19 protein-coding genes and 2 pseudogenes are annotated in these 23,063 nt (G+C 74.4%); 11 read left to right on the top strand and 10 right to left on the bottom strand.

Annotated elements, in window-relative coordinates:
- Positions 1-114: 114 nt before the first annotated feature.
- The 3 genes from OOK41_RS19305 to OOK41_RS19295 all read left to right on the top strand — a co-directional run bounded on the left by OOK41_RS19305 (position 115) and on the right by OOK41_RS19295 (position 4,380).
- Positions 115-2,301 (top strand): carbohydrate-binding module family 20 domain-containing protein, encoded by a 2,187-nt coding sequence (locus tag OOK41_RS19305; protein WP_266266186.1) that lies wholly within the window; start codon positions 115-117, stop codon positions 2,299-2,301.
- A gap of 410 nt (positions 2,302-2,711) precedes the next feature.
- Complete coding sequence (locus tag OOK41_RS19300) at positions 2,712-3,272, top strand: GNAT family N-acetyltransferase (protein WP_266266185.1); 561 nt, start codon at positions 2,712-2,714, stop codon at positions 3,270-3,272.
- A 172-nt stretch (positions 3,273-3,444) separates the two neighbouring features.
- Positions 3,445-4,380 (top strand): siderophore-interacting protein, encoded by a 936-nt coding sequence (locus OOK41_RS19295; RefSeq protein WP_266266184.1) that lies wholly within the window; start codon positions 3,445-3,447, stop codon positions 4,378-4,380.
- Here OOK41_RS19295 and OOK41_RS19290 read toward each other — a convergent pair.
- Positions 4,347-5,009, bottom strand: coding sequence for a low temperature requirement protein A (locus OOK41_RS19290; protein ID WP_266266183.1), 663 nt, complete (start codon positions 5,007-5,009; stop codon positions 4,347-4,349). The genes OOK41_RS19295 and OOK41_RS19290 overlap by 34 nt on opposite strands.
- On the opposite strand from OOK41_RS19290, the gene OOK41_RS19285 reads away from it, so the two are divergent.
- On the top strand, positions 5,008-5,331 hold the full coding sequence (locus OOK41_RS19285) for a TraR/DksA family transcriptional regulator (protein WP_117670581.1): 324 nt from the start codon (positions 5,008-5,010) through the stop codon (positions 5,329-5,331). The genes OOK41_RS19290 and OOK41_RS19285 overlap by 2 nt on opposite strands.
- 48 nt (positions 5,332-5,379) lie before the next feature.
- Here OOK41_RS19285 and OOK41_RS19280 read toward each other — a convergent pair whose 3' ends face one another.
- On the bottom strand, positions 5,380-5,844 hold the full coding sequence (locus OOK41_RS19280; protein WP_266266182.1) for a septum formation initiator: 465 nt from the start codon (positions 5,842-5,844) through the stop codon (positions 5,380-5,382).
- A gap of 102 nt (positions 5,845-5,946) precedes the next feature.
- On the opposite strand from OOK41_RS19280, the gene OOK41_RS19275 reads away from it, so the two are divergent.
- The 4 genes from OOK41_RS19275 to OOK41_RS19260 all read left to right on the top strand — a co-directional run bounded on the left by OOK41_RS19275 (position 5,947) and on the right by OOK41_RS19260 (position 9,399).
- Positions 5,947-6,636 carry a response regulator transcription factor gene (locus OOK41_RS19275; protein ID WP_117670577.1) on the top strand — a complete coding sequence of 230 codons (690 nt, stop codon included), beginning with the start codon at positions 5,947-5,949 and terminating at the stop codon, positions 6,634-6,636.
- Complete coding sequence (locus tag OOK41_RS19270) at positions 6,633-7,916, top strand: HAMP domain-containing sensor histidine kinase (protein WP_266266181.1); 1,284 nt, start codon at positions 6,633-6,635, stop codon at positions 7,914-7,916. Before OOK41_RS19275 ends, OOK41_RS19270 begins: the two co-directional genes overlap by 4 nt.
- A gap of 71 nt (positions 7,917-7,987) precedes the next feature.
- On the top strand, positions 7,988-8,482 hold the full coding sequence (locus OOK41_RS19265; RefSeq protein WP_266266179.1) for a PepSY domain-containing protein: 495 nt from the start codon (positions 7,988-7,990) through the stop codon (positions 8,480-8,482).
- A gap of 341 nt (positions 8,483-8,823) precedes the next feature.
- A complete protein-coding gene (locus tag OOK41_RS19260; protein WP_266267896.1) occupies positions 8,824-9,399 on the top strand; it encodes a sigma-70 family RNA polymerase sigma factor in 576 nt (191 codons plus the stop codon).
- Between the two features lie 76 nt (positions 9,400-9,475).
- On the opposite strand, the gene OOK41_RS19255 is transcribed toward OOK41_RS19260, so the two are convergent.
- The 3 genes and pseudogenes from OOK41_RS19255 to OOK41_RS19245 form a co-directional block, all read right to left on the bottom strand.
- Entirely contained in the window at positions 9,476-10,231 is a 756-nt protein-coding gene (locus OOK41_RS19255; protein WP_117670676.1) for a zf-HC2 domain-containing protein, read from the bottom strand.
- Positions 10,232-11,352: 1,121 nt separating this feature from the next.
- Positions 11,353-11,814, bottom strand: a pseudogene (locus OOK41_RS19250) (hypothetical protein).
- Positions 11,815-12,038: 224 nt separating this feature from the next.
- A pseudogene (locus tag OOK41_RS19245) lies at positions 12,039-12,383 on the bottom strand (methyltransferase domain-containing protein); the annotation flags it as partial.
- 230 nt (positions 12,384-12,613) lie between these two features.
- On the opposite strand from OOK41_RS19245, the gene OOK41_RS19240 reads away from it, so the two are divergent.
- Positions 12,614-13,630 (top strand): methyltransferase, encoded by a 1,017-nt coding sequence (locus OOK41_RS19240; protein WP_266266178.1) that lies wholly within the window; start codon positions 12,614-12,616, stop codon positions 13,628-13,630.
- A 55-nt stretch (positions 13,631-13,685) separates the two neighbouring features.
- On the opposite strand, the gene OOK41_RS19235 is transcribed toward OOK41_RS19240, so the two are convergent.
- The 4 genes from OOK41_RS19235 to OOK41_RS19220 all read right to left on the bottom strand — a co-directional run bounded on the left by OOK41_RS19235 (position 13,686) and on the right by OOK41_RS19220 (position 17,969).
- Positions 13,686-14,717, bottom strand: a complete 1,032-nt coding sequence (locus tag OOK41_RS19235) for a methyltransferase (RefSeq protein ID WP_266266177.1) — start codon at positions 14,715-14,717, stop codon at positions 13,686-13,688.
- Complete coding sequence (locus tag OOK41_RS19230; protein WP_266266176.1) at positions 14,714-15,892, bottom strand: aminotransferase class V-fold PLP-dependent enzyme; 1,179 nt, start codon at positions 15,890-15,892, stop codon at positions 14,714-14,716. Before OOK41_RS19230 ends, OOK41_RS19235 begins: the two co-directional genes overlap by 4 nt.
- The gene (locus tag OOK41_RS19225; protein ID WP_266266175.1) at positions 15,889-17,187 is read right to left on the bottom strand and encodes a tryptophan 2,3-dioxygenase family protein; all 1,299 of its coding nucleotides are present in this window, start codon (positions 17,185-17,187) and stop codon (positions 15,889-15,891) included. The genes OOK41_RS19230 and OOK41_RS19225 overlap by 4 nt, the downstream gene beginning before the upstream one ends.
- Positions 17,188-17,255: 68 nt before the next feature.
- On the bottom strand, positions 17,256-17,969 hold the full coding sequence (locus tag OOK41_RS19220; RefSeq protein ID WP_266266174.1) for a tryptophan 2,3-dioxygenase family protein: 714 nt from the start codon (positions 17,967-17,969) through the stop codon (positions 17,256-17,258).
- A 292-nt stretch (positions 17,970-18,261) separates the two neighbouring features.
- Between OOK41_RS19220 and OOK41_RS19215 the strand changes: the two genes are divergently transcribed.
- Positions 18,262-19,251, top strand: a complete 990-nt coding sequence (locus tag OOK41_RS19215; RefSeq protein ID WP_117670561.1) for a diacylglycerol kinase — start codon at positions 18,262-18,264, stop codon at positions 19,249-19,251.
- 78 nt (positions 19,252-19,329) lie between these two features.
- Here OOK41_RS19215 and OOK41_RS19210 read toward each other — a convergent pair whose 3' ends face one another.
- Positions 19,330-20,100 carry an HAD family hydrolase gene (locus tag OOK41_RS19210; protein ID WP_117670670.1) on the bottom strand — a complete coding sequence of 257 codons (771 nt, stop codon included), beginning with the start codon at positions 20,098-20,100 and terminating at the stop codon, positions 19,330-19,332.
- Between the two features lie 86 nt (positions 20,101-20,186).
- On the opposite strand from OOK41_RS19210, the gene OOK41_RS19205 reads away from it, so the two are divergent.
- Positions 20,187-22,988: an RNA helicase gene (locus tag OOK41_RS19205; protein WP_117670559.1), complete on the top strand. Its 2,802-nt coding sequence runs from the start codon at positions 20,187-20,189 to the stop codon at positions 22,986-22,988.
- Positions 22,989-23,063: the final 75 nt, after the last annotated feature.

The following is a 23,063-nucleotide window of genomic DNA, read 5'->3' as shown; positions in this document are numbered from 1 at the left end:
ATCTTGCCGCAAGGTCTTGCAATTCCTTTCAGATATCCAGCATCGTCTTGCTACCCGGACGGCCGTCCACTCTCGCCAGTACCTCTTCGACCCCGGAAGAAGGTCCTCCCTGCCATGGAATCCGTGAGGCCACACCCGCGTAGCCGCGCCGCTCGCCTGCTGCTCGCCGCCGCGGTCGTCGCGGCCGGCGCGACGCCGGCCATCGTCGCCGCTGCCACCACCGCCGCTCCCGCCCGCGCCGCCGTCACCCTCAACGACAGCGAGGTGACGGCGAACCTGTGGGAGTGGAACTGGACGTCCGTCTCCGCCGCCTGCACCAACCACCTCGGCCCCGCCGGATACGGGGCGGTCCAGGTCGCCCCGCCCCAGGAGTCGGTCAGCCTGCCCAACAGCGCCGACGGCGTGCACCCCTGGTACGAGGTGTACCAGCCGGTGTCGTACAAGCTGGAGAGCCGGTTCGGCAGCCGGGCGCAGTTCGCCGACATGGTCACCGCCTGCCACAACGCCGGCGTGCGGGTGTACGTCGACGCGGTCGTCAACCACATGGCCGGCGCGAACAACCCCGAGTCCGTCGTCGGCTACGCGGGCACGGACTTCTCCGGTCCCGGCTACAGCTTCCCGGCAGTGCCCTACGGCACCGGCGACTTCCACCGACCGGGCGACAACTGCCCGACCTCCGGGGGCATCAACGACTGGAACAACGAGGCCCAGGTGACCAGCTGCGAGCTGCTGGCCCTGACCGACCTGTACACCGAGAAGGACAGCGTCCGCACGAAGATCGCCGGCTTCCTCAACGACATGATCGGCCTCGGCGTCGACGGGTTCCGGGTCGACGCGGTCAAGCACGTCAGGAAGGACGACTTCGCCGCCATCCTCGGCAAGGTGAACAACACCGTCGCCGAGAACAAGCGCCCGTACGTCGCGCAGGAGATCTTCGACGGCGCCAGCAACGACGCGCTCAAGGCGCGCGCGTTCACCGGCAACGGCGACGTGCTCGACTTCGCGTACGCCAAGGGCCTCCGGTCCGCCTTCCAGGGCTCGATCTCCACCCTCGCCAACATCCCGAGCTGGAACCTCGACGCCCCCAGCGCCAACGTCTTCGCCATGGTCACCAACCACGACCTGGAGCGCGACGGGGTCGTGCTGTCCTACAAGAACGGCACCGACTACACCCTGGCCAACTACTTCGCCCTGGCGTACCCGCACGGCAAGCCCTCGGTCTACGACAGCTTCACCTGGTCCAACCGCAACCAGTCCCCACCGGCCAACGGTAACGGCTACGTCACCGACACCGCCTGCGGTGCCACCTGGAACTGCCTGACCCAGTCCACCGGAGTCAAGGGCATGGTCGGCTGGGCCAACGCCGCCCGGTCCGTCAAGACCGTCTCCGACTTCACCGCCGTCAACAGCAACGTCATCGGCTTCCACCGCGGCGACCGCGCCTGGTTCGGCGTCAACGACTCCGGCAGCGCCGCCACCGCCACGTTCGCCACCGGCCTCGCCGACGGCCAGTACTGCGACGTCGTCTCCGGACCCGCCACCTCGTCCGGCTGCGCCGGCGGCACGGTCACCGTCTCCGGCGGTCGGGCCACCGTGACGATCCCCGCCAACGACGCGGTCGCGATCCACGTCAACGCCAGGCCCGGCGGCGCCACCCCGTCGCCGACCGCCTCGCCCACCCTGACCGCCAGCCCCAGCACCACGGTCGCCACCACCTTCACGGTCACCGCGAACCCGGCCGCCGGCCAGGACGTCTACGTGGTCGGGAGCATCCCCGAGCTGGGCTCCTGGGCCCCGGCCAGCGCCGTGCAGCTGCCCGCGCAGGGCGGCAACACCTACCGCGCGGTGCTCGACCTGCCCAAGTCCACCGCGGTGGAGTACAAGTTCATCAAGAAGACCGCTGCCGGCGCAGTGACCTGGGAATCCGGGGACAACCGCAGCTTCACCACCCCGGCGGCCGGCAGCTACGCGGTGACCGAGACCTTCCGCGGCGACACCGTCACCGCCGGGCAGATCGCCACCTCGTTCCACGCCACCGTCACCACGTCCTACGGCCAGAACGTGTACGTCGTCGGCAGCGTCGCCGCCCTCGGCGGCTGGAACCCGGCCAACGCCGTCCTGCTCTCCTCAGCCGACTACCCGACCTGGCGGGCCACGCTGAACCTGCCCCCGAACACCGTCGTCGAGTACAAGTACCTCAAGAAGAACCCCGACGGCACGGTCACCTGGGAATCCGGCGGCAACCGCACCTTCACGACCCCGTCCTCCGGCACCCGGACCAACAACGACACCTGGAGGTAGTCAGGAACTTGTGCCACCGAGGTGGCCGGTCCCCGCGCGACGGGAGCCGGCCACCTCGCCTCGGCCCCACGGCGGGACCCCCGTACCGCCCCGGACCCGGCAGTTGCCCGCTGGCCGTACGTCCAGTGACCGGTCCGGGCGCGGCTCGCCGGGGCGGGGTGGCGTCGCCGGCCGGCGGGCCCCTGGGCCGGGGAGGAGGTTCTCCGGCGGACGGTGGACCGTGGACGGAGGTCCTGCCGGGCGATCGATCTGTTCAAGCTACCCTGACCTGACTCTCCGTCGTGGCGTCGCGCCGTGGGGTGCGGGCAGTGGCGGTCGACGGTGGTCGGTGCCGGCGGTGCGCGATCTGCCCTGCCCCGGCGACCCGCGTCCGCGTCGCCGGGCGGAGCCAATCCCCACCGAGGAGAGACATGACGACGTCCCCGACCTGCTACTCCCGGCACATCGAGGGCTTCGGCGAGGTGGCCATCCGGTCCGTGCGGCCGGGCGAGGACATCGACGTGATCCACGACTGGGTCACCCGGGAGCGGTCTCGGTTCTGGGGCATGCGCGACGCCGGCCGCGAGCGGGTGCTGGAGATCTACGAGTACCTGGACTCGCTCGACACCCACCACGCCTACCTGATCCACCGCGACGGCCGGCCGGTGGCGCTCTTCCAGACCTACGAGCCGGGGGCCGACCCGGTGGGGGAGTGCTACGACGTCCGGCCCGGCGACTTCGGCATCCACCTGCTGATCGGGCCGCCGGACGGCGGCGCGGAGCCGGGCTTCACCGGCACCGTCCTCGACACCTTCCTCGACTTCGTGCTCGCCGACCCGGGCCGGCTGCGCATCGTGGTCGAGCCGGACGCGCGCAACGCGAAGGCCATCACCCGGCTGACCCGCGCGGGCTTCGTGCCCGGTCCGCAGATCGACCTGCCGGACAAGCGCGCCCAGCTCCTCTTCCTGGACCGGGCCGCCGTGCGTCCGTGACCACGCCTGCCATCCGTCGCGCCCGGGCCGGCGCACCGTTCCCCCGGAAGGGGGGAACACACCCCCACCCCGACACCCGATCTTGAGGTTAGGCTAGCCTAACCACGTGCTGGATGATCGAGTTCGCGCCCCGCGGGGGGGAGCGCCCCCACGGCGTGGAGCGGAAGACACCATGACCGCGGCCGAGACCCTGCCCATCGCCCCGTGGCGCCTGTTCACCGTCGAGGTCCGCGCCGTGCGCCGGCTCAGTCCCTCGTTCGTCCGCGTCACCTTCACCGGCCCGGACCTCGACCGGTTCGCCGACAACGGCTACGACCAGCGGATCAAGCTGGTGCTGCCGCTGCCCGGGCAGCACGGGGTCCAGTTGCCCGGCGGCCCCGACTGGTACGCGAGGTGGCGGGCCCTGCCCGAGGACCAGCGCTGCCCGGTGCGCACCTACACCGCCCGCGCGGCCCGGCCGCACCTGGCCGAGGTGGACGTCGACCTGGTGCTGCACGGTGACGGCGGCCCGGCCAGCCGGTGGGCCCACCGGGTCCGGCCCGGGGACGAGGCCGCCCTCCTCGGCCCGGACGCCGGCTACCCCGGCGAGCACGGCGGCGTCGAGTTCCGGCCCTCGGCGACGGACCAGGTGTTGCTGGCCGGCGACGAGACCGCGGTGCCCGCGATCTGCGCCATCCTGGAACGGCTCCCGCTCGACGTCCGGGGTCGGGCCCTGTTGGAGGTGCCGGAGCGGGCCGATGCGCTGCCCGTCCCGGCCCCGCCCGGCGTGGAGATCACCTGGCTGCCCCGCGACGGCGCTCTCCACGGCAGCCGCCTGGTCCCCGCCGTCGCCGCGGCGACGGCGAGCCTGCTGTCCGGCCGGGCGCCGGTCGGGGCGGGCCGGCCGTCCGGGCGGCCGTCGATCGCCGACCCGGACGTCGACCGGGACATCCTCTGGGAGGTGCCGCCCTCGGTGGCGCCGGTGCCAGGGCCGCTGTACGCCTGGCTGGCGGGCGAGGCCGCCATGATCCGTACGCTGCGCCGGCACCTGGTCGCCGAGCGGGGCGTCGACCGGCGGGTGGTGGCGTTCATGGGCTACTGGCGGCTGGGCCGGGCCGACCCGTCCTGAGCCAGGCCAGGGCCCGCAGCGCGGACACCCGGGCGGTCAGCGGCAGCAGCGCGGCGGCGCGCAGCGCGTGCTCGCCCGTGAGCGCCGACAGGTCGAAAGTAGATCCGCTCGAGCGCACCGGCGACGACGACGGCGAGCGCGGAGGCGACGGTCAGCCGCTGCGTGCTGGGCAGGTCGGTGCCGGCGACGCCGATCGCCACCAGCAGCTCGCCGATCGCCACGGTGACGATCAGGTTGTGCCGCTCGGCCCAGTGCCGGGCGGAGCAGACGGGCGCGGGTTCCCCGGGCCGCGCCGGCCGAACCCGGCCCGCCCGAGCGCGTCGGCGGACATCCTGGTTGGGTTCTGCGCCGGGGCGGCCTATGGTGGCCGCATGCCATCGGCCGCGCCGCTCGCCCGCGTCACCGTCACCCTCGTGACGGCGTCGCCGGCTGCCGCCGGCCGGCAGCGCACCGGGGTGACCACCCGCCCGGCGGGCGCGCCGTCGCTCGGTGCCGCGCCCATCCACGGGCTGCCGAGCCCGAGCCCCACCGGGCGTGGCCCTCCCGCCGGACGTGCAAATCCGACGGGTACGGCCACCAGGGCGAAGCTTCCGGCTTCGGCCCTTTTCTTTTTCCGGAAGGACCGACATGAGCACCGAAATCCAGGGGGTCAGCGATCGGCAGTGGCTCGCCGACCTGCGCGCGACACTGACCGACGAGCACGCGGCGCAGACGGCCCGGCTGACCGAGCTGACCGCCGACACCGGGGATCCGGGTGAGGCGCACACCCGCGCCGCGCTGATCGCGGCGGCCCGACAGAGCCGGGAGCGGATCGCCGACGCCCTGCTCCGTATCGAGGAGGGGCGCTACGGCGCCTGTGAGCGGTGCGGGGCGCAGATCCCGCCGGAGCGGCTGGAGGTCGTCCCGCACGCCCGCTTCTGCGTGCCCTGCCAGCAGAAGCACGGCGGCTGACGGCGGTCCGCGCGGCACCGGGCCGCGCCGCCGGTGGTCGCCGTCGGGTCAGTCGTCGGCGACGGCCACCGGCTGGCCGGCCACGCACCGCAGCTTCAGCTCGTGCTCGCCGCCCGGCCCGACGAAGGTGACCTCCACGTCGTCGTCCGGGCCCTGGTCGGCGTCGCCGACCCGGTAGCCCTGCGCGGGAGCCCAGGACACCAGCCGTACCCCGCCCGGCGCGCACTCGGCCACCGCGCTGCCGCCGGCGGTCGAGAAGGCCCGACGCGCGCCGGGCCCCGGCGGCGCGGTCGCCGGCGGTCCACCCGGACCGGTGGACGCCCTGCCGCCCGGCGCCGCCGTGCCCGCCGGCGGGGAGGCCAGCGCCCGCTCGACGTCGCGCTGGCTGTGCACCCCGCCCGGGGTGCCGGTGATGCTCTCCCCGACCAGCCGGATCGCGGCCACCCCGACCAGGGTGGCGAGCGCGGCGGTGGCCAGCCACCCGGCGAAGGCGAGGGTACGGCGACGGCGCATCCCCCGACTATCCCCGATCGAAGGTTGGCGGGAGCGCCGGACGACGCTAAGGGAGGGTTAAGGAGCAAGCCGGCGGCGGTCCCGGCGGCTAGCCTGCATCCTGTGCCCCGGCTGCTGCTCATCGAGGACGACCTGACCATCCGGACGCCGCTGGCGCGGGCGCTGCGGGACCGGGGGCACGCCGTGGCCGCCGCGTCCACCGCGATGGCGGGGCTGCGCGACGCCCTCGACGACCGGCCGGACCTCGTCGTACTGGACCTGGGCCTGCCCGACCTCGACGGGCGCGAGCTGCTGCGGATGCTGCGGGCGGTCAGCGCGGTGCCGGTCATCGTGGCCACCGCCCGCGACGACGAGACCGAGATCGTCCGGGTGCTCGACGCCGGCGCCGACGACTACGTGGTGAAGCCGTTCACCGCCGCCCAACTGGACGCGCGGATCCGTGCGGTGCTGCGGCGCGGGGGAGCCTCGGCGGAGGTCACGACGCTGGCGGTCGGCGGCCTGCGGGTCGACCCGCGCTCCCGGCAGGTGACCCTCGACGGCGCGCCGGTCGAGCTGACCCCGCGCGAGTTCGACCTGCTGCACCACCTCGCCGCCCGGCCCGGCGAGGTGGTCACCAAGCGGGAACTGCTCACCGAGGTCTGGCAGATCCCGTACGGGGGCGCGGACAAGACCGTCGACGTGCACCTGTCGTGGCTGCGCCGCAAGCTGGGCGAGAGCGCCCAGCAGCCGCGCTACCTGCACACGGTGCGAGGGGTGGGGGTCCGGCTGGAGTCCCCGGGCGGTGGCGGGTGAGGGCACGGCTGGCGCTGCTGGCCGCCGCGGTCAGCGTGCTCACCCTCGTGGCCTTTCTCGTCCCGCTGGCGCTGCTGGTGCGGGCGGTGGCCGAGGACCGGGCCACGGTCCGGGCGACCGCGGACGCGCAGAGTCTGGTGCCGGTGGTGGGCACGGCCGACACCGCGACCATCCGGCTGACCGCCGAGCAGCTCGCCGTGGAGTCGGGCCGGCCGGTCAGCGTGTTCCTGCCCGGCGACACGGTGCTGGGCACCCTGGCCCCGCGCACCCCCGCGGTGGCCCTGGCCGAACGGGGGCGCAGCCTCACCGTGGAGTCGGACGGGGGACGCGAGGTGGTCATCGCCGTGCAGGGCCGGCCCGATGGCACGGGCGTGATCCGGACGGTGGTGCCGCGCGCCGAGCTGACCGCCGGGGTGACCCGGGCGTGGCTGGTGCTGGCCCTGCTCGGGGTGCTGCTGGTGCTGCTCGGACTGCTGGTCGCCGACCGGCTGGCGCGCACCCTGGTCCGGCCGATCGCCGAGCTGTCCGTGGTGTCGCACCGGCTGGCCAACGCCGAGCTGGACGCCCGGGTGACGCCCGCCGGTCCGGCCGAACTGCGCGAGGTGGCCGGCGCGCTGAACCATCTGGCGGGCCGGATCCAGGTCCTGCTCGCCCAGGAGCGCGAGCAGGTGGCCGACCTGTCCCATCGGCTGCGCACCCCGCTGACGGCGCTGCGGCTGGAGGCCGAGTCGCTGCGCGAGCCGCAGGACGCGGCGCGGATCGCCGCCGCGGTGGACGGGCTGGAGCGGGCCGTGACCGGTCTGATCCGCCAGGCCCGCCGCGACCGGTCGCCGGCCGCCACCGGCGGTGACGCGGCGGCGGTGGTCGCCGACCGGGTGGCCTTCTGGTCGGTGCTGGCCGAGGACACCGGGCGGGAGTTCCGCTGCGACCTGGCCCCCGGGCCGCTGCCGGTCGGGGTGTCCGCCGACGAACTGGCCGCCGCCCTCGATGCGCTGCTCGGCAACGTGTTCGCGCACACCCCGGACGGCACCGCGTTCACCGTCCGCCTCGCCCGCGACGCCGACCGGGTGGTCCTCACCGTGGCGGACGAGGGCCCCGGCATGCCGGCGGCCACGGTACGCCGGGGAGCCAGCCCGGCCGGGTCCACGGGGCTGGGCCTGGACATCGCCCGCCGGGCGGCGGAGGCCGGCGGCGGACGGCTGGAACTGCGCACCGCCCCGGGCGGCGGGGCCGAGGTGCGCCTGCTGCTGGCCCCGCCGGCGACCTTAACCGGGCCTTAGCGTCGGTGCAGCGCGCCGCTATCCCGCCATGGCCGATCCTCGACCCAGCAACCGAGGAAAGGTGCACCGAGATGAAGCGCAACTCCCTGATCATGGCGTCCGTCAGCGGCGCGGCGATGCTGGCGGTGGCCGGGGTCGCCGTCGGCGTCACCGCCGCCGACGGTCGCGCCGGACGGACCACCCTGACCGCCGCCACCGTGGCCCCGGCGGCGACCGGCAGCCCGGACGACAGCGGCACCGACGCTCCCACCTCGGCCCCGGCGACCGGTGCGTCCGTCACCGGCTCGCCCGCCGGTACGGCCCCGCCGTCCCCCGCCGGCGGGAGCGTCGACCAGCAGCGGGCCGGCGAGATCGCGCTGGCGCGCGCCGGGGGCGGCCGGATCGTCGAGGTCGAGGCCGAGGCCGAGGACGGCCACCAGGTGTGGAGCGTCGAGATCGTCAACGGGCGAACCGAGCATGAGGTCGACGTGGACCGCAACGACGGCGCCGTGGTCAAGGCCGAGCAGGAGCCGGTCGACGACGATGACGACCGCGACGACCGCGACGACGACGGCAGCGACGACTGAGCGACGCCGGCCTGTGGGCGGCGCGCCGGGGCCGCCGGCGCCCCGGTGCCCGGCCGGCGCCGGCGGACGCGGGCGGGCCGTCCGACGCGATCCCGGCACAGCGCGGGCCCCGGGAACTTTTCCGTCCCCGCGACCGACAAACAGTGGTGCGCCGCACCGGGGCGCCGCACCGGAGATCGGCCTCCCACCGCTGGCGGGAGGCGTCAGCCGCCGCAGCCGGGCCGGGAGACAGACCACGTGAACGCAACAGCGCCGCGGGCCGTACCGGTCCACGTGAGCACCGCCGAAGCGCACCGCCGGGCACCGGCGGGCACCCGCGCCGGGTCGGGCGGCCGGCCGTGCTGACCGGGGAGGCCGACGACGAGCAGGTGACCCGCTGGGCACGCCTCGCCGGGCAGGGCGACCAGCAGGCCGCCGCGGCGTTCGTCCGGGCCCTGCAACGCCCGGTGTGGCGGTTCCTGGCCCACCTCGCCGGGCCGGGGGAGGCCGACGACCTGACCCAGGAGACGTTCCTGCGGGCGCTGCGCAGCCTGCCCAGCTTCGCCGGCCGATCGTCGGCCCGTACCTGGCTGTTCACCATCGCCCGCCGGGTCGCCGTCGACCACGTCCGGGCGGCGGTGACCCGACCCCGTACCGCGACCCTGCCGGACTGGCGCGCGGCGGCGGAGGCCGCGGGCGCCGTCGAGCCCGCGGCCGAGGACGGCGTCACCCTGCACCGGCTGATCGCCGACCTGGCCCCGGAACGACGGATGGCGTTCGTGGCCACGCAGGTGGCCGGCCTGTCCTACGCGGAGGCCGCGCAGGTGTGCGGCTGCCCGGTCGGCACGATCCGGTCCCGGGTGGCGCGGGCGCGCGAGGACCTCGTGGCCGCCTGGCACGCCGACACCCACCCCGCCCGCCCGACCAGCGCCGGCTGAGTCCCCGGTCGGGCGGCCGGGAGACCCGCCGACGGCGCCGGCCCCGCCCACCGAGGGCCGGCCCTCCGGCGGCCGGTCAGGCGGCCCGGCGGTCGCTGGCCTGCGCGGCGTACGGCTGCGGTGGCACCAGGCGCAGCGGGGCCGGCGGCGCGGCCTGGTCCGGCTCGACCCGCCAGCGCGAACCCCGCGACCGCCCCTGCCCGGGCGACGGACCGCCCGGGCGCAGCCGGGGCCGCGACAGCAGCACGGTGAGCACCCAGCCGACCACCAGGAAACCGTGGCTGACCAGCCGGGACACGGCCACCTGGCCGGTCATCAGGTCGTTCACCGACAGCAGCACCAGCGTCGCGACGAAGGCGCTGAGCATCGGCAGCACGCCGGCGGGCGGGAACCGCCGCGCCGCGACGAACAGGAACCCGGCGCCGACGGCGACGTTCCACGCCGCCGACTCGTGCCACAGGTGCTGGCCGGCGGCGTGCGCGTGCGCGACGACCGCGCCCCGCCCGACCTGCGTCAGCCCGAGCACCAGTTGCACGGCGCCCACCAGGCCCAGCGCCGCCCGCAGCCCGGCCGCCAGCCGGCCTCGCCAGGCGGGCGTCCACCACCGGGGGGAGGCCCCGGCCGGGACGGCGGCGAGGACCGCGTCGGCCAGGTCGGGCACCGGCGACACCACCCGGGTACGCGCCCGCCGGGTCACCGCCGCCGCCACGTCGTACCAGGCCCGGCAGTCACCGCACGTGTCCAGGTGTCCCTCGGCCGCGACCCGTTCGGCCGGGGTCTCCTCCCCGTCCAACTGGGCCGACAGGATCTCCCGCCACTGCTCACACCGCATGTACCGATAGTCGCTCGCCGACGGCGCGTGGTTCCCGGCCGCCGCCACGGGACGTCACCGCCGGCCGCGACCCGCCGCCGCCGACCCCTGGACGGGGTGGGTGTCACACGCCCCGGTGTGAGCGGCGTCACCGTCGCTCGGCAGGCGGTCGTCGACCGCGTCCACCGCGCCCCGCACGAGGACGGGCCGGTGCGGATTCGCCTGACCCTCCGTCAGAGCTGTTCGCAGATGAGAACTTCTGTTAACCCGCCGTAACGCCCGTTGCCGGCGCGCTGACCTGCGACGACACGGCTCGGCGGGCGGAGGAGTTCTGGAAGGGGCTGTGGAACGGTTTGTGGAAGCGCCGGCGGTACCGCCAATGCCACCGGCGCGCCCACCAGGAGGATCGTGTTGACGATGGCGGGTGCTGCATCGGATGAAACCCGCCACGCTCGACTGGCAGGAGCGCGTAGTCGTTTCGACGCGAGTCCCCCCGGCTGGCCAGCCGCTGTCGGGATGCAGTCTTGAAGGGGTAATCCGGGTGCCGGAGCTTGGATTCGGTGGTGAATCCGGTGGTCAGCTCGGTCTGGTTGGCGGTGTGCCAGGGGGCTGGCCTTCCACGTCGTGGTGGCCTGCCACGACATTCGACGTTCGTGCGGGACACGTCGGATCGTCTCGTTGCTGATCGCCGTGACGTGGCCTCGCCGGCCACCGCCCCCACAGCCTCATGCGTGGGGAGACGGCCGGCCCGACACGTCCTCGGCACCCACGGCGGGTGCGAATTTCGGGTGGGAGCGCTTCGGTCAGGGAGTCTGGGGTTTCTGGCGTGGGCGCTGTTGCACAGCAGGTGTGCCTTCCGGTGCATATGGAGCTGAGTCGGATACGACATCGGCCATGCCCGCCGCCATCGGTGACCGCCGGCCACGACCGTCAGCCATGACCTGACGGGGTGGTTGGTAACCGCGAACTGTGGTGGCCTGACCGGCGGTGATGACGTGAACGACTCAGCTCCATAGGCACCGCCCCTCATGTCATCGGCCGCCGCCCACGGTTCCGTCTGGGCCACCGTTTCCGCCGGCCGGGGACCGCATCCACGACCATGCGATGGCCTTGCCCCGCGTTACCGGACGAATTGAGAGTGGTCAGTGTGTTTGGGTCTCCCAGGCCGGCTGCTGGGGCTCGTCGTGTGCACGATGAGGTTGGCGTGATGGGTCGGGCGGACCGTAGCGAAGTAGAACTGTTGGGAGGGGATGTAACGCTCGCGCCAGCGCCGTTCGACGTCGGCTCGAGACAACACCCGGCGCTCTCATCGATCAATCAGTTCCGGGCGCATGAGGACGACGCCGTCGAAGACCAGTACGGCGTCGGCGGGGGCAGTCGTGGGTGTCGAAGTAGCAGCCTTCGGCCGAGTACTCGCCGCGCGGATAGCGCTGTGCCCGGGGGAAGAGGAAATCGTCGATCGTCGCGCGGATGACGTCGCGGCCCTGTTCGCGCAATACGACGGCCAGCTCGTCGGCGAGGGTGGTCTTGCCGGTGGTGGGCGGTCCGTCGATGGCAACCCGCGTCGGGTGTGCGACGGTGACGGACCCGACTGCCTCCGCCATGCGTGACTGTTCTGCCACCGATGGTGCGTCACGTTGAGTGATGGGTCGGGCGGCCCTCGACGCGCGGTCCTGCCGAGAATCGGGCATCGGACAAGGTGGGGATGGCGTGCCGCGCAGGCCCTCTGATATCGAACGTAGGCGTCGCACCGAGGCAGAATGTCGAAGGTGGTGAGCAGGCGTGTGCCCTGTCGGCGACCTCGATCACCGATGCCTTTCCGTCTACCTCACCGATGGGCGAAGACGAAGCCACCCTCGACGTTCGGGGCCGGGCGATGCAACATCTCCGCCAAGACGGTGAAACCGGCAGCGTCCAGCCAGGTCGCGACCCGGGCCGGTGACCGACGGTGCACGTAGACACTCATGGGGTGGCCGCCGTAGCCCTCCGTCTTGAGCTTGCTGCCGTCGCCGGCATGGAAGCCCAGCAGCAGGGCCCCGCCAGGCCGCAGCACCCGAAAGAACTCGGCGATGACCGTGGGGACCTCGTCGTCGGGGACGTGGATCAGGGAGAACCACGCGAGCAGGCCGGTCAGAGAACCATCGGCCAGTTCGAGACCCGTCATGGAGCGAAGAGCGCCGGGATGCCCCGCTGGAACGGCTCGCCGGCGAGGGCGTCCCGCAGTCGATCCGCGCGAGTGAGACGGCCGTGGCCGTCATGTATATGCAGACCAGCGCGAGGTGTCAGGGTGGTGGAGTGTGGTCGCCGGGCCGGGCCGGGTGGCCCCACGGTCGCGGTCAGGCTCTGGGCCGACACGCCGAACGACCACTGTGGACAGTCAGACATCTGTGATCTTATCTGTCCATGATCACTCCAACCCCACTCATGCGCCTCGTGGCCGGCGTCTGGGGATTCAAGACCCTCGCTGTCGGCGTCGAGTTCGGCCTGTTCACCCGGCTGGCCGGCGGCCGGACCATCACCGTCGCCGAGGCCGCCGACGAGTTCGGCCTCGACGAGCGCCCGGCGGACCTGCTGCTGGCCGCGTGCGCGTCGCTGGGCCTGCTAGAGAGGTCCGGCGACGGCTACCGCAACACCGAGCTGGCCGAGCAGTTCCTGGTCGAGGGCCGCCCGTACTACTTCGGTGCGCAGGTGCGCTACTCCGACCTGCGCACCTACCTGCCCTGGCACCGGGTGGGGGAGGCGCTACGCGGCAACCGGCCGCTGACCTGGGACCCGCAGGCGCAGCAGTCGATGTTCGACACCGCCGACCCGGACATGGTGGCCCAGTTCTGGGACGCGATGTTCTCCACCTCCAGCTTCACGGCCCGTGCCCTGGCCGACGCGTACGACTTCGGCGCGCACAGCCGGCTGCTCGACGTCGGCGGCGGTGCCGGGGCGTTTCCCGTCGAGCTCTGCCGCCGGCTGCCCGGGCTGCGCGCGACCGTCTTCGACCTGCCGCACGTCTGCGCGAAGGCCGACGAGCGGATCGCGGCGGAGGGCCTGACCGGGCGGATCGGCACGGTCGGCGGCGACTTCCTCGCCGACCCGGCGCTGCCGGACGGGCACGACGTCGTCCTGCTCAGCATGATCCTGCACGACTGGGACGAGCCGACGAACCGGGCGCTGCTGGCCAAGTGCCACGCGGCGCTGCCCCCCGGCGGGGCGGTCGTCGTCTGCGAGCTGCTGCTCAACGACGAGCGCACCGGCCCGCCGGAGGCGGCCCTGATGGGCATGAACATGCTGATCGAGACCGAGGGCGGGAAGAACTACTCCCGCGCCGAGTACGCGGCGTGGCTCGCCGACGCCGGCTTCGTCGACGTGCGTACCGTCTGGTTCGACGCCCCGGGCGCCAACGGCGCGGTGGTGGGCCGCCGGGCCTGACGCCGCCCGGCTCCGGCCGCCCGCCCCGCGCCGGGCGGCCGGAGCGCCGTCCGGCTCACGGCGCGTTCGGCGGCTTGTACGCGGTGACCAGCTCCCAGCCGCCGGGCAGCACCGCCACCCGGACGAAGCCGACCTCCTTGAGCAGGCCGGTGTAGAACTCCACCTCCCGCAGCCGGCTGACACAGCTGTCGACGCCGATGAGGAAGTAGCTCCAGAAGAACTGCATCGCCAGCCGGTCCGGGGTGCGGAACTCCTCGCAGATCAGCAGCAGCCCGCCCGGCGCGAGGGCGGCGTACGCCTTCTCGACCAGCGTGCGGGCCACGTCGTTCGGCCAGTCGTGCAGCACCCGCACGAAGGCCAACGCGTCGTAGCCGCAGGGCAGCGGCTCGGCGAGGAAGTCACCGCCGACGAACCCCAGCCGGTCCGAATGGCCGGACCGGACCCGCATCCGCTCCACCAGCGGCGCCACCGCCGGCAGGTTGTACACGTCGGCCCGCAGCCCCGGGGCGTCGTCGAGCACCCGCGCGGCGAGCGTGCCGTCGCCGCCACCGACGTCGAGCAGGCGGCGCCGGTCCGACCACAGCCGGTCGGCGTGCCGGTGGACCGTCTCGACCACCGGGCCGAGGCCGACGGCCATGCTGCGTTCGAAGGCGGCGGTCTGCTCGTCGTCGCGCGGCGGCCACGCGAAGTCGTCGTCGGTCATGCCGACCTCGCCGCGCAGGCTCTCCGCGAGCCGGCCGTGCAGCAGCCGCCACGGGTAGCGGTCCCGGTCCCGCTCGATCGAGTCCGGCCCGGCGACCGCCGCCACGGCGGCGCGCAGCCCGGGCACGGCCCGGTAGCGGGCCGCGGTGATGTCGTCGCCGGGCTCGTCCCGCTCGACGAACCCGAGGCTCTCCAGGCAGTCCAGGAACTTGTACAGCCGCAACGGCCGCACCCCGAACTTCTCGGCGAGCTCACCGAGGACGGCCGGACCCGGCTCCAGCACGTCGAGCAGGCCCATGGCGAGCGCTGTCTCCAGCACGTCCATGGCCTTGGTGCCGTTGGCGAGCAGGCTCATCAGTGCTCGCGGCGACAGCGTGACGGTCATCGGCCCAGCTCCTCTTCCAGCGCGTCCATGAACGTGTCGACCTCGTCGAGGGTGTTGTAGACGTGCGGGCCGACCCGCAGGTAGCCCCGCCAGCTACAGATCACGTCCCGCGCGGCCAGCCGCCGCTTGACCGCCTCACCGGCGGGCACGTCCAGGGCCACGACGCCGCCGCGCCGGTGCGGCTCGGTCGGGCTGACCACCGCGATGCCGGCGGAGGCGGCCCGGGCCAGGATCCGGGACGTGCAGGCCAGGGAGTGCTCCCGGATCGCGGCGATACCCACGCCGGCCAGCAGGTCCAGGCCGACCTGGGAGACCAGCGAGGTGAGTGGGAACGGGGTCCCGCCGGCGAACCGCTGGGCGCCGTCCGCCCAGCCGGTCGACGGCCGGAAGGTCAACGCCCGGTCACCGGCCTGCCAGCCGGTCGCCGCCGGCTCCAGGGCCGGCGCCAGGTCCGGGCGGACGTACAGGAAGGCGGTGCCGACCCCGCACAGCCACTTGTGCGCGCCGCCGAGGACGACGTCGACGCCGAGGGCCGTCACGTCCAGCGGCATGACCCCGACGCTCTGGAAGGCGTCCACCACCACCAGCGCGCCCACGTCGTGGGCGCGTGTGACCAGGCGGGGCAGGTCGATGGTGGCCCCGGAGGAGAAGCTGGCGTGCGGCACGCACACCAGCAGCGTCCGCTCGTCGACGCGCCGGAGGAGCGCGTCCTCGTCGAAGTCGGGGCCGCCGGTGCCGACCACGTCGAGCCGGGCGCCGTAGCGGCGGAACGCGTTCCACACGAACGGCACGGTCGGGAACTCCAGGTCGGTGATGACGACCCGGTCGCGCGGCGGGCGGTAGTCGAAGCAGGACGCGACCCGGCTGAGCAGGGTGCTCAGGTTCGCGTCGGTGACCACGCTGCCCGGCAGGGCGCCGATGAACGCGGCCAGCCCGTCGGCGTACCGGTCGAGGCCCTCGTGCCAGCCCTGCCACACGTCGTCACGCCAGGTGCGCAGCGTGTCCCAGTAGCCGGTGAGCACGCCCTGCGCGCCCCGCGGCACCGCGCCGGTCGAGTTGTTGTTCAGATAGAGATAGGTCTCCAACAGGGGGAACTCGGCGCGTAGCGCGGCGTGCGCGGCGGCGTCGAGACACCGCGGCCCGCCCATCGCGGACTCCAGTTCGGGTGCGCTCACTCGGGACAGCCTCCACTCGGTTCGGACGGGTCCGCCGGGTCGGGGTCGGCGGCGACGGCGGTGAAGACCGGGATCGCGCGGACCTCGGCCAGGTAGGGGGTCCCCTCGGTGTAGCCGGTGCCGGGCCGCTCGCCGAGCATCCGGACCGCCAGCCGGTGGTGGGTGCGCCGCCACTGCAGCACCGCTGCGGCGAACTCGCGCATCCGTCGCTCCACCAGGGCCCGGTCCGCCCCGGCCAGCCGGCCGGCGCGGACCGCCGCCCGCAGCGCCGCGTCGACCGACGGCCGCCCGGCGCGCACCCGGTCGCGCACCTCGGGCACCGACCGGTAGGCGGCCGAGTCCAGCCGGGACTCCTCAGGGGTACGGCACAGCGACTCCATCAGCTTGTACGAGCGGGACTGGATCGCGCTGGCCCCCTCGGTGTACGCCCGGAACGTCCGGAACGACTCCGGCTGCATGCTTGCCAGCAGCGAGAACAGGGGCGCGGCCGTGGCGAGCTGGTCCCGGGCGTACGCCAACCGTTCCGCCGCCGCGGCGGCCCGGCCCGCGTCGAGCGCGTCGATCGTCGCGCGCAGCTCGTCGGCGAGCCCGGCGAAGGTGCACTCGTATGCCTGGAGCACCCGGATGAACAGGTACTCGTCGTGCGACAGGTACACCGGCAGCATGCTCAGCCGCAGCGCCCGCTCCTCGGCGGCGCTGAGGTCGGCGGCGGCGAGGGCGCGCAGCGCCGCGGCGGCCCCCGCCGGCTGGGGATCGTCGACCCCTGCGGTCAGGCCCAGGCGGGACAACGCGGGGGCGACGGCCCGGACGCCCAGCCGGTGGCGCTTGGCCACCAGCGCCGGCCCGGGCCGCTGCTCGGGCAGCAGGTCGGTGGCGCCGGCGGAGGCGGCCAGCTCGAACCCCAGCGCGTCGGCGACCAGTCGCACGAGGAGCCGGTCGCGGTCGCGCCGGGCGGCCCGCCCCGCCACCGGCCCGCCGTCTTCACCGTCGTCGCCGCAGGGCAGCCCGAGCAGGCGCAACGCGAGATAGCTGCGGTAGTCGTACCGGCTGTCCCACTTGTCGAGTGCGACGTCGAGAAAGTCCCGCAGCAGCCGGACGGGGCCGGGTTCCGCCGGCCCGGCGCCGGCCGCCCGGGCGGCGACGTGCGCCCTGGCCTCGTCGAGGAGGGCGAGCAACTCCTTACCGACGAAGTGTTTGCCGGTCCGGTGGAACTCCGCCGTCACCGGGAGGTAGGGAAAACTGTCGGGATCGGCTCCACCGGACAGCCAGCTCGTCAGCTCGCGCACGAACCGCACCTCGACATTACAATTATGTAAAACACGGACGGTGACGTTCTGGCGATTTCCGGGCCGGTGGGATCCCTTCAGGGCCGTTCCGGGTGGGAAATGTCACCGGCCGGCGCGGCGGGGGCGACGCGCGCCTGCCACAACTCGGGGAAGAACCGGTGGTCGATCAGCCTGGCGAGCATGGTGGCCGGGCTGCCCTCGGTGCCGGCGACGCCGTGGCCACCGACCCGGATGGCGGCCTGGTAGTGCCGCACCCGCCAGAACGCGACCCGCTCGTCCCACTCCACCATGGCCTCGGCCAGCCGGTGCGCCGGGTCCGTCGGGTCCGCCTGGCGCAACGTCGACAGGTCGATCCCGCGCCGCGCGAGGTGATCGGTGAAGGCCCGGCCGAGCTGGCGGCTCTCGGCCTGCACCCGGCGCCAGCCGGGCGACTCGGCCCCGGACCCGTTGCCCAGCGCCGGTTGCATCGCCTGGAAGTCCGCCGGGGACAGGAACCGGAACATCGCCAACTGGTCGGTGACCAGCCGCATCGCGAGCGTCGCCCGGGCCAGCAGCGACTCCGCCGCCGCCGGCTCGTCGGCATCGACCCGGGCGCCCGCCTCGGCCAGCTCGGCTCCCGCCAGCTTCAGCCACAGCTCGGTGGACTGGTGCACCACCTGGAAGAGCAGCTCATCACGGTGGATCATCTGCTCCGGGCGGCGTTGGAGCTCCAGCAGCACATCCGTGCTCATGTAGCGTGCGTAGTCGGTGGCGCCGTCGCCCGGCAGTACGGGTGAGTGGTCCCGCTTCACGGAATTGTTCCCCTTCGATCGGCGTCGGTGACCCTGCACCCGACCCGTGACGGATCATTGCGGCAGCCATTATTAAACGACGAAAGGCAATGTGTCACGTCCCGGTCACGGACTGCCCCGTGGCGTCGCTAATGGGTCCGTCTCCACTGTTTTCATGGCAATTCCCGTGCCATTTAGCACGGTTACCCACCGCAGTCAATCCCTGGCGTGCCCAGGTCGGGACCCCGCCGCCGCAGGGCGGGTGGTTTTCGGGCACGCAGGAGGATGATCGCGGCGCCCGCCCGGCGGTACGGTGCTCGCCGTGACCGCCGCCGACCACCCCGCCCCGGGCCCGCCCCCCGAGGGGCCCATCGCCGTGCTCGCCAACCCGACGGCCGGCCGCGGACGGCACCGGGGACTGCTGCCCGGCGTGCTGGAGCGGTTGGCCCGGGCGGGCCGGCCGGTGCGCCTGCTGGAGGCGCACACGGCCGACCAGGCGGAACGCGCGTGCCACAGGGCGCTGGCCGCCGGGGCCGCCGCGCTGGTGACGGTGGGCGGGGACGGGACCGTGCACCGCGGCCTACAGGCGGTGGCCGGCACGGCCGTACCGTTCGGGGTGGTCCCGGCCGGCACCGGCAACGACTTCGCCGCCGACACCGGCTTCCCCGCCGACCCGCTCGCCGCCGCCGAGGCGATCGCCGCCGCCCTGCGGACCGGCCGGACCAGCCCGGTCGACCTGGCCCGGATGACCGGGCCGGACGGCATGCCCCGTTGGTACGGGGCGGTGCTCGCCGCCGGGTTCGACGCGATCGTCAACGAGCGCGCCAACCGGATGCGCCGCCCGCGTGGCCCCCGCCGGTACGACCTGGCGATCCTGGTCGAGCTGGCCCGGCTGCGTCCGCGCCGGTACACGCTGCGCCTCGACGGAGAGCCGTTGCAGGTCGACGCGGTGCTGGTCGCGGTCGGCAACTGCGCCAGCTACGGCGGCGGGATGCGGATCTGCCCGGACGCCGACCCGACCGACGGACTGCTCGACGTGGTGATCGGCGGCCGGTTCGACCGGCGCACCCTGGTCCGGGTGAAGCCGCGCATCTACCGGGGCACCCACGTGCGGCATCCGCTGGTGCGGACCCACCGGGCGCGCACCGTCGAGCTGGCCGCCGAGGGCATCACCACGTACGCCGACGGCGAGCGGGCCCTCGACCTGCCGGTGACCGTCACCGCCGTGCCGGGCGCGGTCCGGCTGCTGCGTGCCGCCGGGCCCGACGCGGGCGCCCAGTCGACCCGGCCCACCGCGCCGTAGCCCGGCGGGTACGGCTACCCGCTGCGCACCGCCGCGGGCACCCGGCGGCCGGACAACCCCCCGCCACCACCGCGCGGGTCAGCGCGGCAGGGCCAGGCCGAGCACCGAGCCCAGCCCGTTGGGCCGGCCCGGCTCGGCCTCGGGCAGCACCAGCACCGCGCAGCCGGCCCGCACCGCCCCGGCGTCGGCCGCGGTGTCGCCCACCATCAGCGCCCGTTCCGGGTCCACCCCGAGCATCCCGCAGGCCCGCCAGAAGATCCCCGGGTCCGGCTTGCAGCGCCCCACCTCGTACGACAGGGCGTACGCGTCGATCAGCCCGTCGAGCCCCCAGGCGGCGAAGAACGGCCGGATGTCGAAGCCGATGTTGCTGACCACCGCCACCTTCACCCCGGCCTCCCGCAGCGCCGCCAGGGTCGGCGCGGTGTCCGGGTACGGCACCCAGCCCTCGGGCACCAGCACCCGGTCGTAGAGCGCGTCGGCCAGCCCGTCGATCCCGGCGTCCACGGTCGCCGCCAGCCCCGTGTACGCACCCCGGTGGGCGTGCGGGTAGAGGTCCCGGTCGGCCCACAGCTCGGCCAGCGCCGGCGGCACCCGGGCCGGCAGCGGCCCGCCCGCCCGGCCCGCCGTGAGCAGCCGGTCGGCCAGGCCGGTGGCCCGCGCCCGCTCCAGGGTCGCCCCGCAGGCAGCCGCGGCGGCCAGCACCCAGTCGCGGGGCTCCTCCACCTGGGCGAGGGTGCCGTGGAAGTCGAACAGCACCGCCTCCACGGGCCGGCGGGACGCCTGGGCGCTGCCAGCGGCGTCGATGCCGCGCGGCGGGATCGGGCGGGGCGGTTCGGCATGGTCCGGCACGCCGTGCACCCTACCGACCGCCCTGTACCCCGGTGTCGGACGGCCTTGACCGGTGCGCCCGTGGCGCACGCATTAATCTTGACGACATGTCGAGCCCCGCCGAGCGGTACGCCGCGGCCCGCCGCCGGGCCGCGCAGGCCTCACAGTTCCCGGCGCTGGACGAGTTCGCCCTTGACCTGGGGTTCGATCTCGACGACTTCCAACGGGAGGCGTGTCAGGCATTGGAACGGGGCAGCGGGGTGCTGGTCTGCGCCCCCACCGGCGCCGGCAAGACGGTGGTCGGCGAGTTCGCCGTACACCTGGCCCTGCGCGGCGTGCCCGACCAGCCGGCGGACGCCGACGGCCCCGGCGCGGCGCCCACCCGGCGCAAGTGCTTCTACACCACCCCGATCAAGGCGCTGTCCAACCAGAAGTACCACGACCTGGTGGACCGCTACGGGGCCGAGCAGGTCGGCCTGCTCACCGGCGACAACGCCATCAACGGCGACGCCCCGGTGGTGGTGATGACCACCGAGGTGCTGCGCAACATGCTCTACGCCGGCTCGGCCACCCTCCAGGGCCTGGCCTACGTGGTCATGGACGAGGTGCACTACCTCGCCGACCGGTTCCGTGGCGGCGTGTGGGAGGAGGTGATCATCCACCTGCCGGCCTCGGTCACCCTGGTCTCGCTGTCCGCGACCGTCTCCAACGCCGAGGAGTTCGCCGACTGGCTGGTCACCGTGCGCGGCGAGACGGCGGTGGTGGTCAGCGAGCACCGGCCGGTGCCGCTGTGGCAGCACATGCTGGTCGGCAAGCGGATGTTCGACCTGTTCCACGACGCCGACGCCGCCCGCAAGCACGACGTGCACCCCGAGCTGCTGCGCTACACCCGCGACACGATGCGCCGGCTGGAGCTCGGCGAGGGCCGCAGCGCCGGACCCGGCGGCGGGCGGCGCGGCCCCCGCTGGCGTGGCCCGCTGCGCCCCGACATCGTCGACCGGCTCGACCGGGAGGGGCTGCTCCCGGCGATCCTGTTCATCTTCAGCCGCGCCGGCTGCGCCGCCGCCGTGCAGCAGTGCCTCGCCGCCGGCCTGCGGCTGACCTCACCCGAGGAACGCGCCGAGATCCGCCGGGTCGTCGAGAGCCGGGTCACCGCCATCCCCGGCGAGGACCTGACGGTCCTGGGCTACTGGGAGTGGCTCGACGGCCTGGAGCGCGGGCTGGCCGCCCACCACGCCGGCATGCTCCCGGTGTTCAAGGAGATCGTCGAGGAGCTGTTCGTCCGTGGCCTGGTCAAGGCGGTCTTCGCCACCGAGACCCTGGCCCTGGGCATCAACATGCCCGCCCGCTGCGTCGTGCTCGAACGGCTGGTGAAGTTCAACGGCGAGGCCCACGTCGACCTCACCCCGGGGGAGTACACCCAGCTCACCGGCCGCGCCGGCCGCCGGGGCATCGACGTGGAGGGGCACGCCGTCGTCGTCTGGTCCCCGGAGACCGACCCCCGGCACGTCGCCGGCCTGGCCTCCACCCGCACCTACCCGCTGCGCTCCAGCTTCCGCCCGTCCTACAACATGGCCGTCAACCTCGTCGGCACCGTCGGCGCGGAGCCGGCCCGGGCGCTGCTGGAGTCCTCGTTCGCGCAGTTCCAGGCGGACCGGTCGGTGGTCGGCCTGGCCCGCCAGGTGCAGCGCAACACCGAGACCATCGACGCCTACGGCGCGGAGGGGGCCTGCCACCACGGCGACTTCGACGAGTACTTCGCCCTGCGGGTGGCCATCGCCGACCGGGAACGGGCCATCGCCCGGCAGGGCCAGCAGCAGCGCAAGGCTGCCGCGGTGGCCTCGCTGGAGCGGCTGCGCGTCGGCGACGTGATCCGGGTGCCGTCCGGGCGGCGCGCCGGCCTCGCGGTGGTGCTCGACCCGGCCACCGGCGGGTTCGGCGAGCCCCGCCCGCTGGTGCTCACCCAGGACCGCTGGGCCGGCCGGGTCGGCCCCGGCGACTTCACGGCCCCGGCCGAGGTGCTCGCCCGCATCCGGGTGCCCAAGCATTTCAACCACCGTTCCCCGGCGGCCCGCCGGGACCTCGCCGCCGAGGTCGGCGGCACCGGGCTGGACCGGCACGGCGGGCGCCGCGGCGGCCGGTCCCGGCAGGGCGGCGGCGAGGACCACGCGATCAGCCAGTTCCGCTCCGAGCTGCGCCGGCACCCCTGCCACGCCTGCCCGGACCGGGAGGAGCACGCCCGCTGGGCCGAGCGCCGCCGCCGGCTGGAGCGCGACACCGAGGAGCTGCGCCAGCGGGTCGCCGGCCGCACCGGCTCGCTGGCCCGCACGTTCGACCGGATCGTCGCGCTGCTCACCGCGCGCGGCTACCTGTCCGCCGACGGCGCGGTCACCGACGCCGGGCGGATGCTCGGCCGGATCTGGACCGAGGCCGACCTGCTGGTCGCCGAGTGCCTGCGCCGGGGCGTCTGGGACGGCCTGTCGCCGTCGGAGCTGGCCGCCGCCGTCTCGGTGGTGGTCTTCGAGGCCCGCCGGGACGTCGACGAGCGGGCGTCGCTGCCGCGCGGGCCGGTCGCCGAGGCCGTCGAGGAGACGCTGAAGCTGTGGGGGGAGATCGAGGCCGACGAGGCTGCCCGGGGCCTCACGGTCACCCGCGAGCCGGACCTCGGCTTCGCCTGGCCGGTCTACCGCTGGGCGCGGGGTGAGGCGCTGGCGAAGGTGCTGGCCAGCGGCCACCAGATCGACGGCGAGATGCCGGCCGGCGACTTCGTCCGCTGGGCCCGGCAGGTGGTCGACCTGCTCGGCCAGCTCGCCGACTCCGGCGGGGCGTCCACCGAGCTGCGGGCCACCGCCCGGCAGGCCATCGCCGCCGTGAACCGGGGCGTCCTCGCCTACCACGCCAGCGCCTGATCATCACGCCCGGTCATCGCCGACGCTGATCGACGCATCGGACGGTTACCGCAATGGCACCCCCGAATTGCCCGG

Source organism: Micromonospora sp. NBC_01655 (assembly GCF_026339755.1).
Classification (GTDB): Bacteria; Actinomycetota; Actinomycetes; order Mycobacteriales; family Micromonosporaceae; genus Micromonospora.
This window is presented reverse-complemented; position numbering and strand designations above follow the sequence as displayed.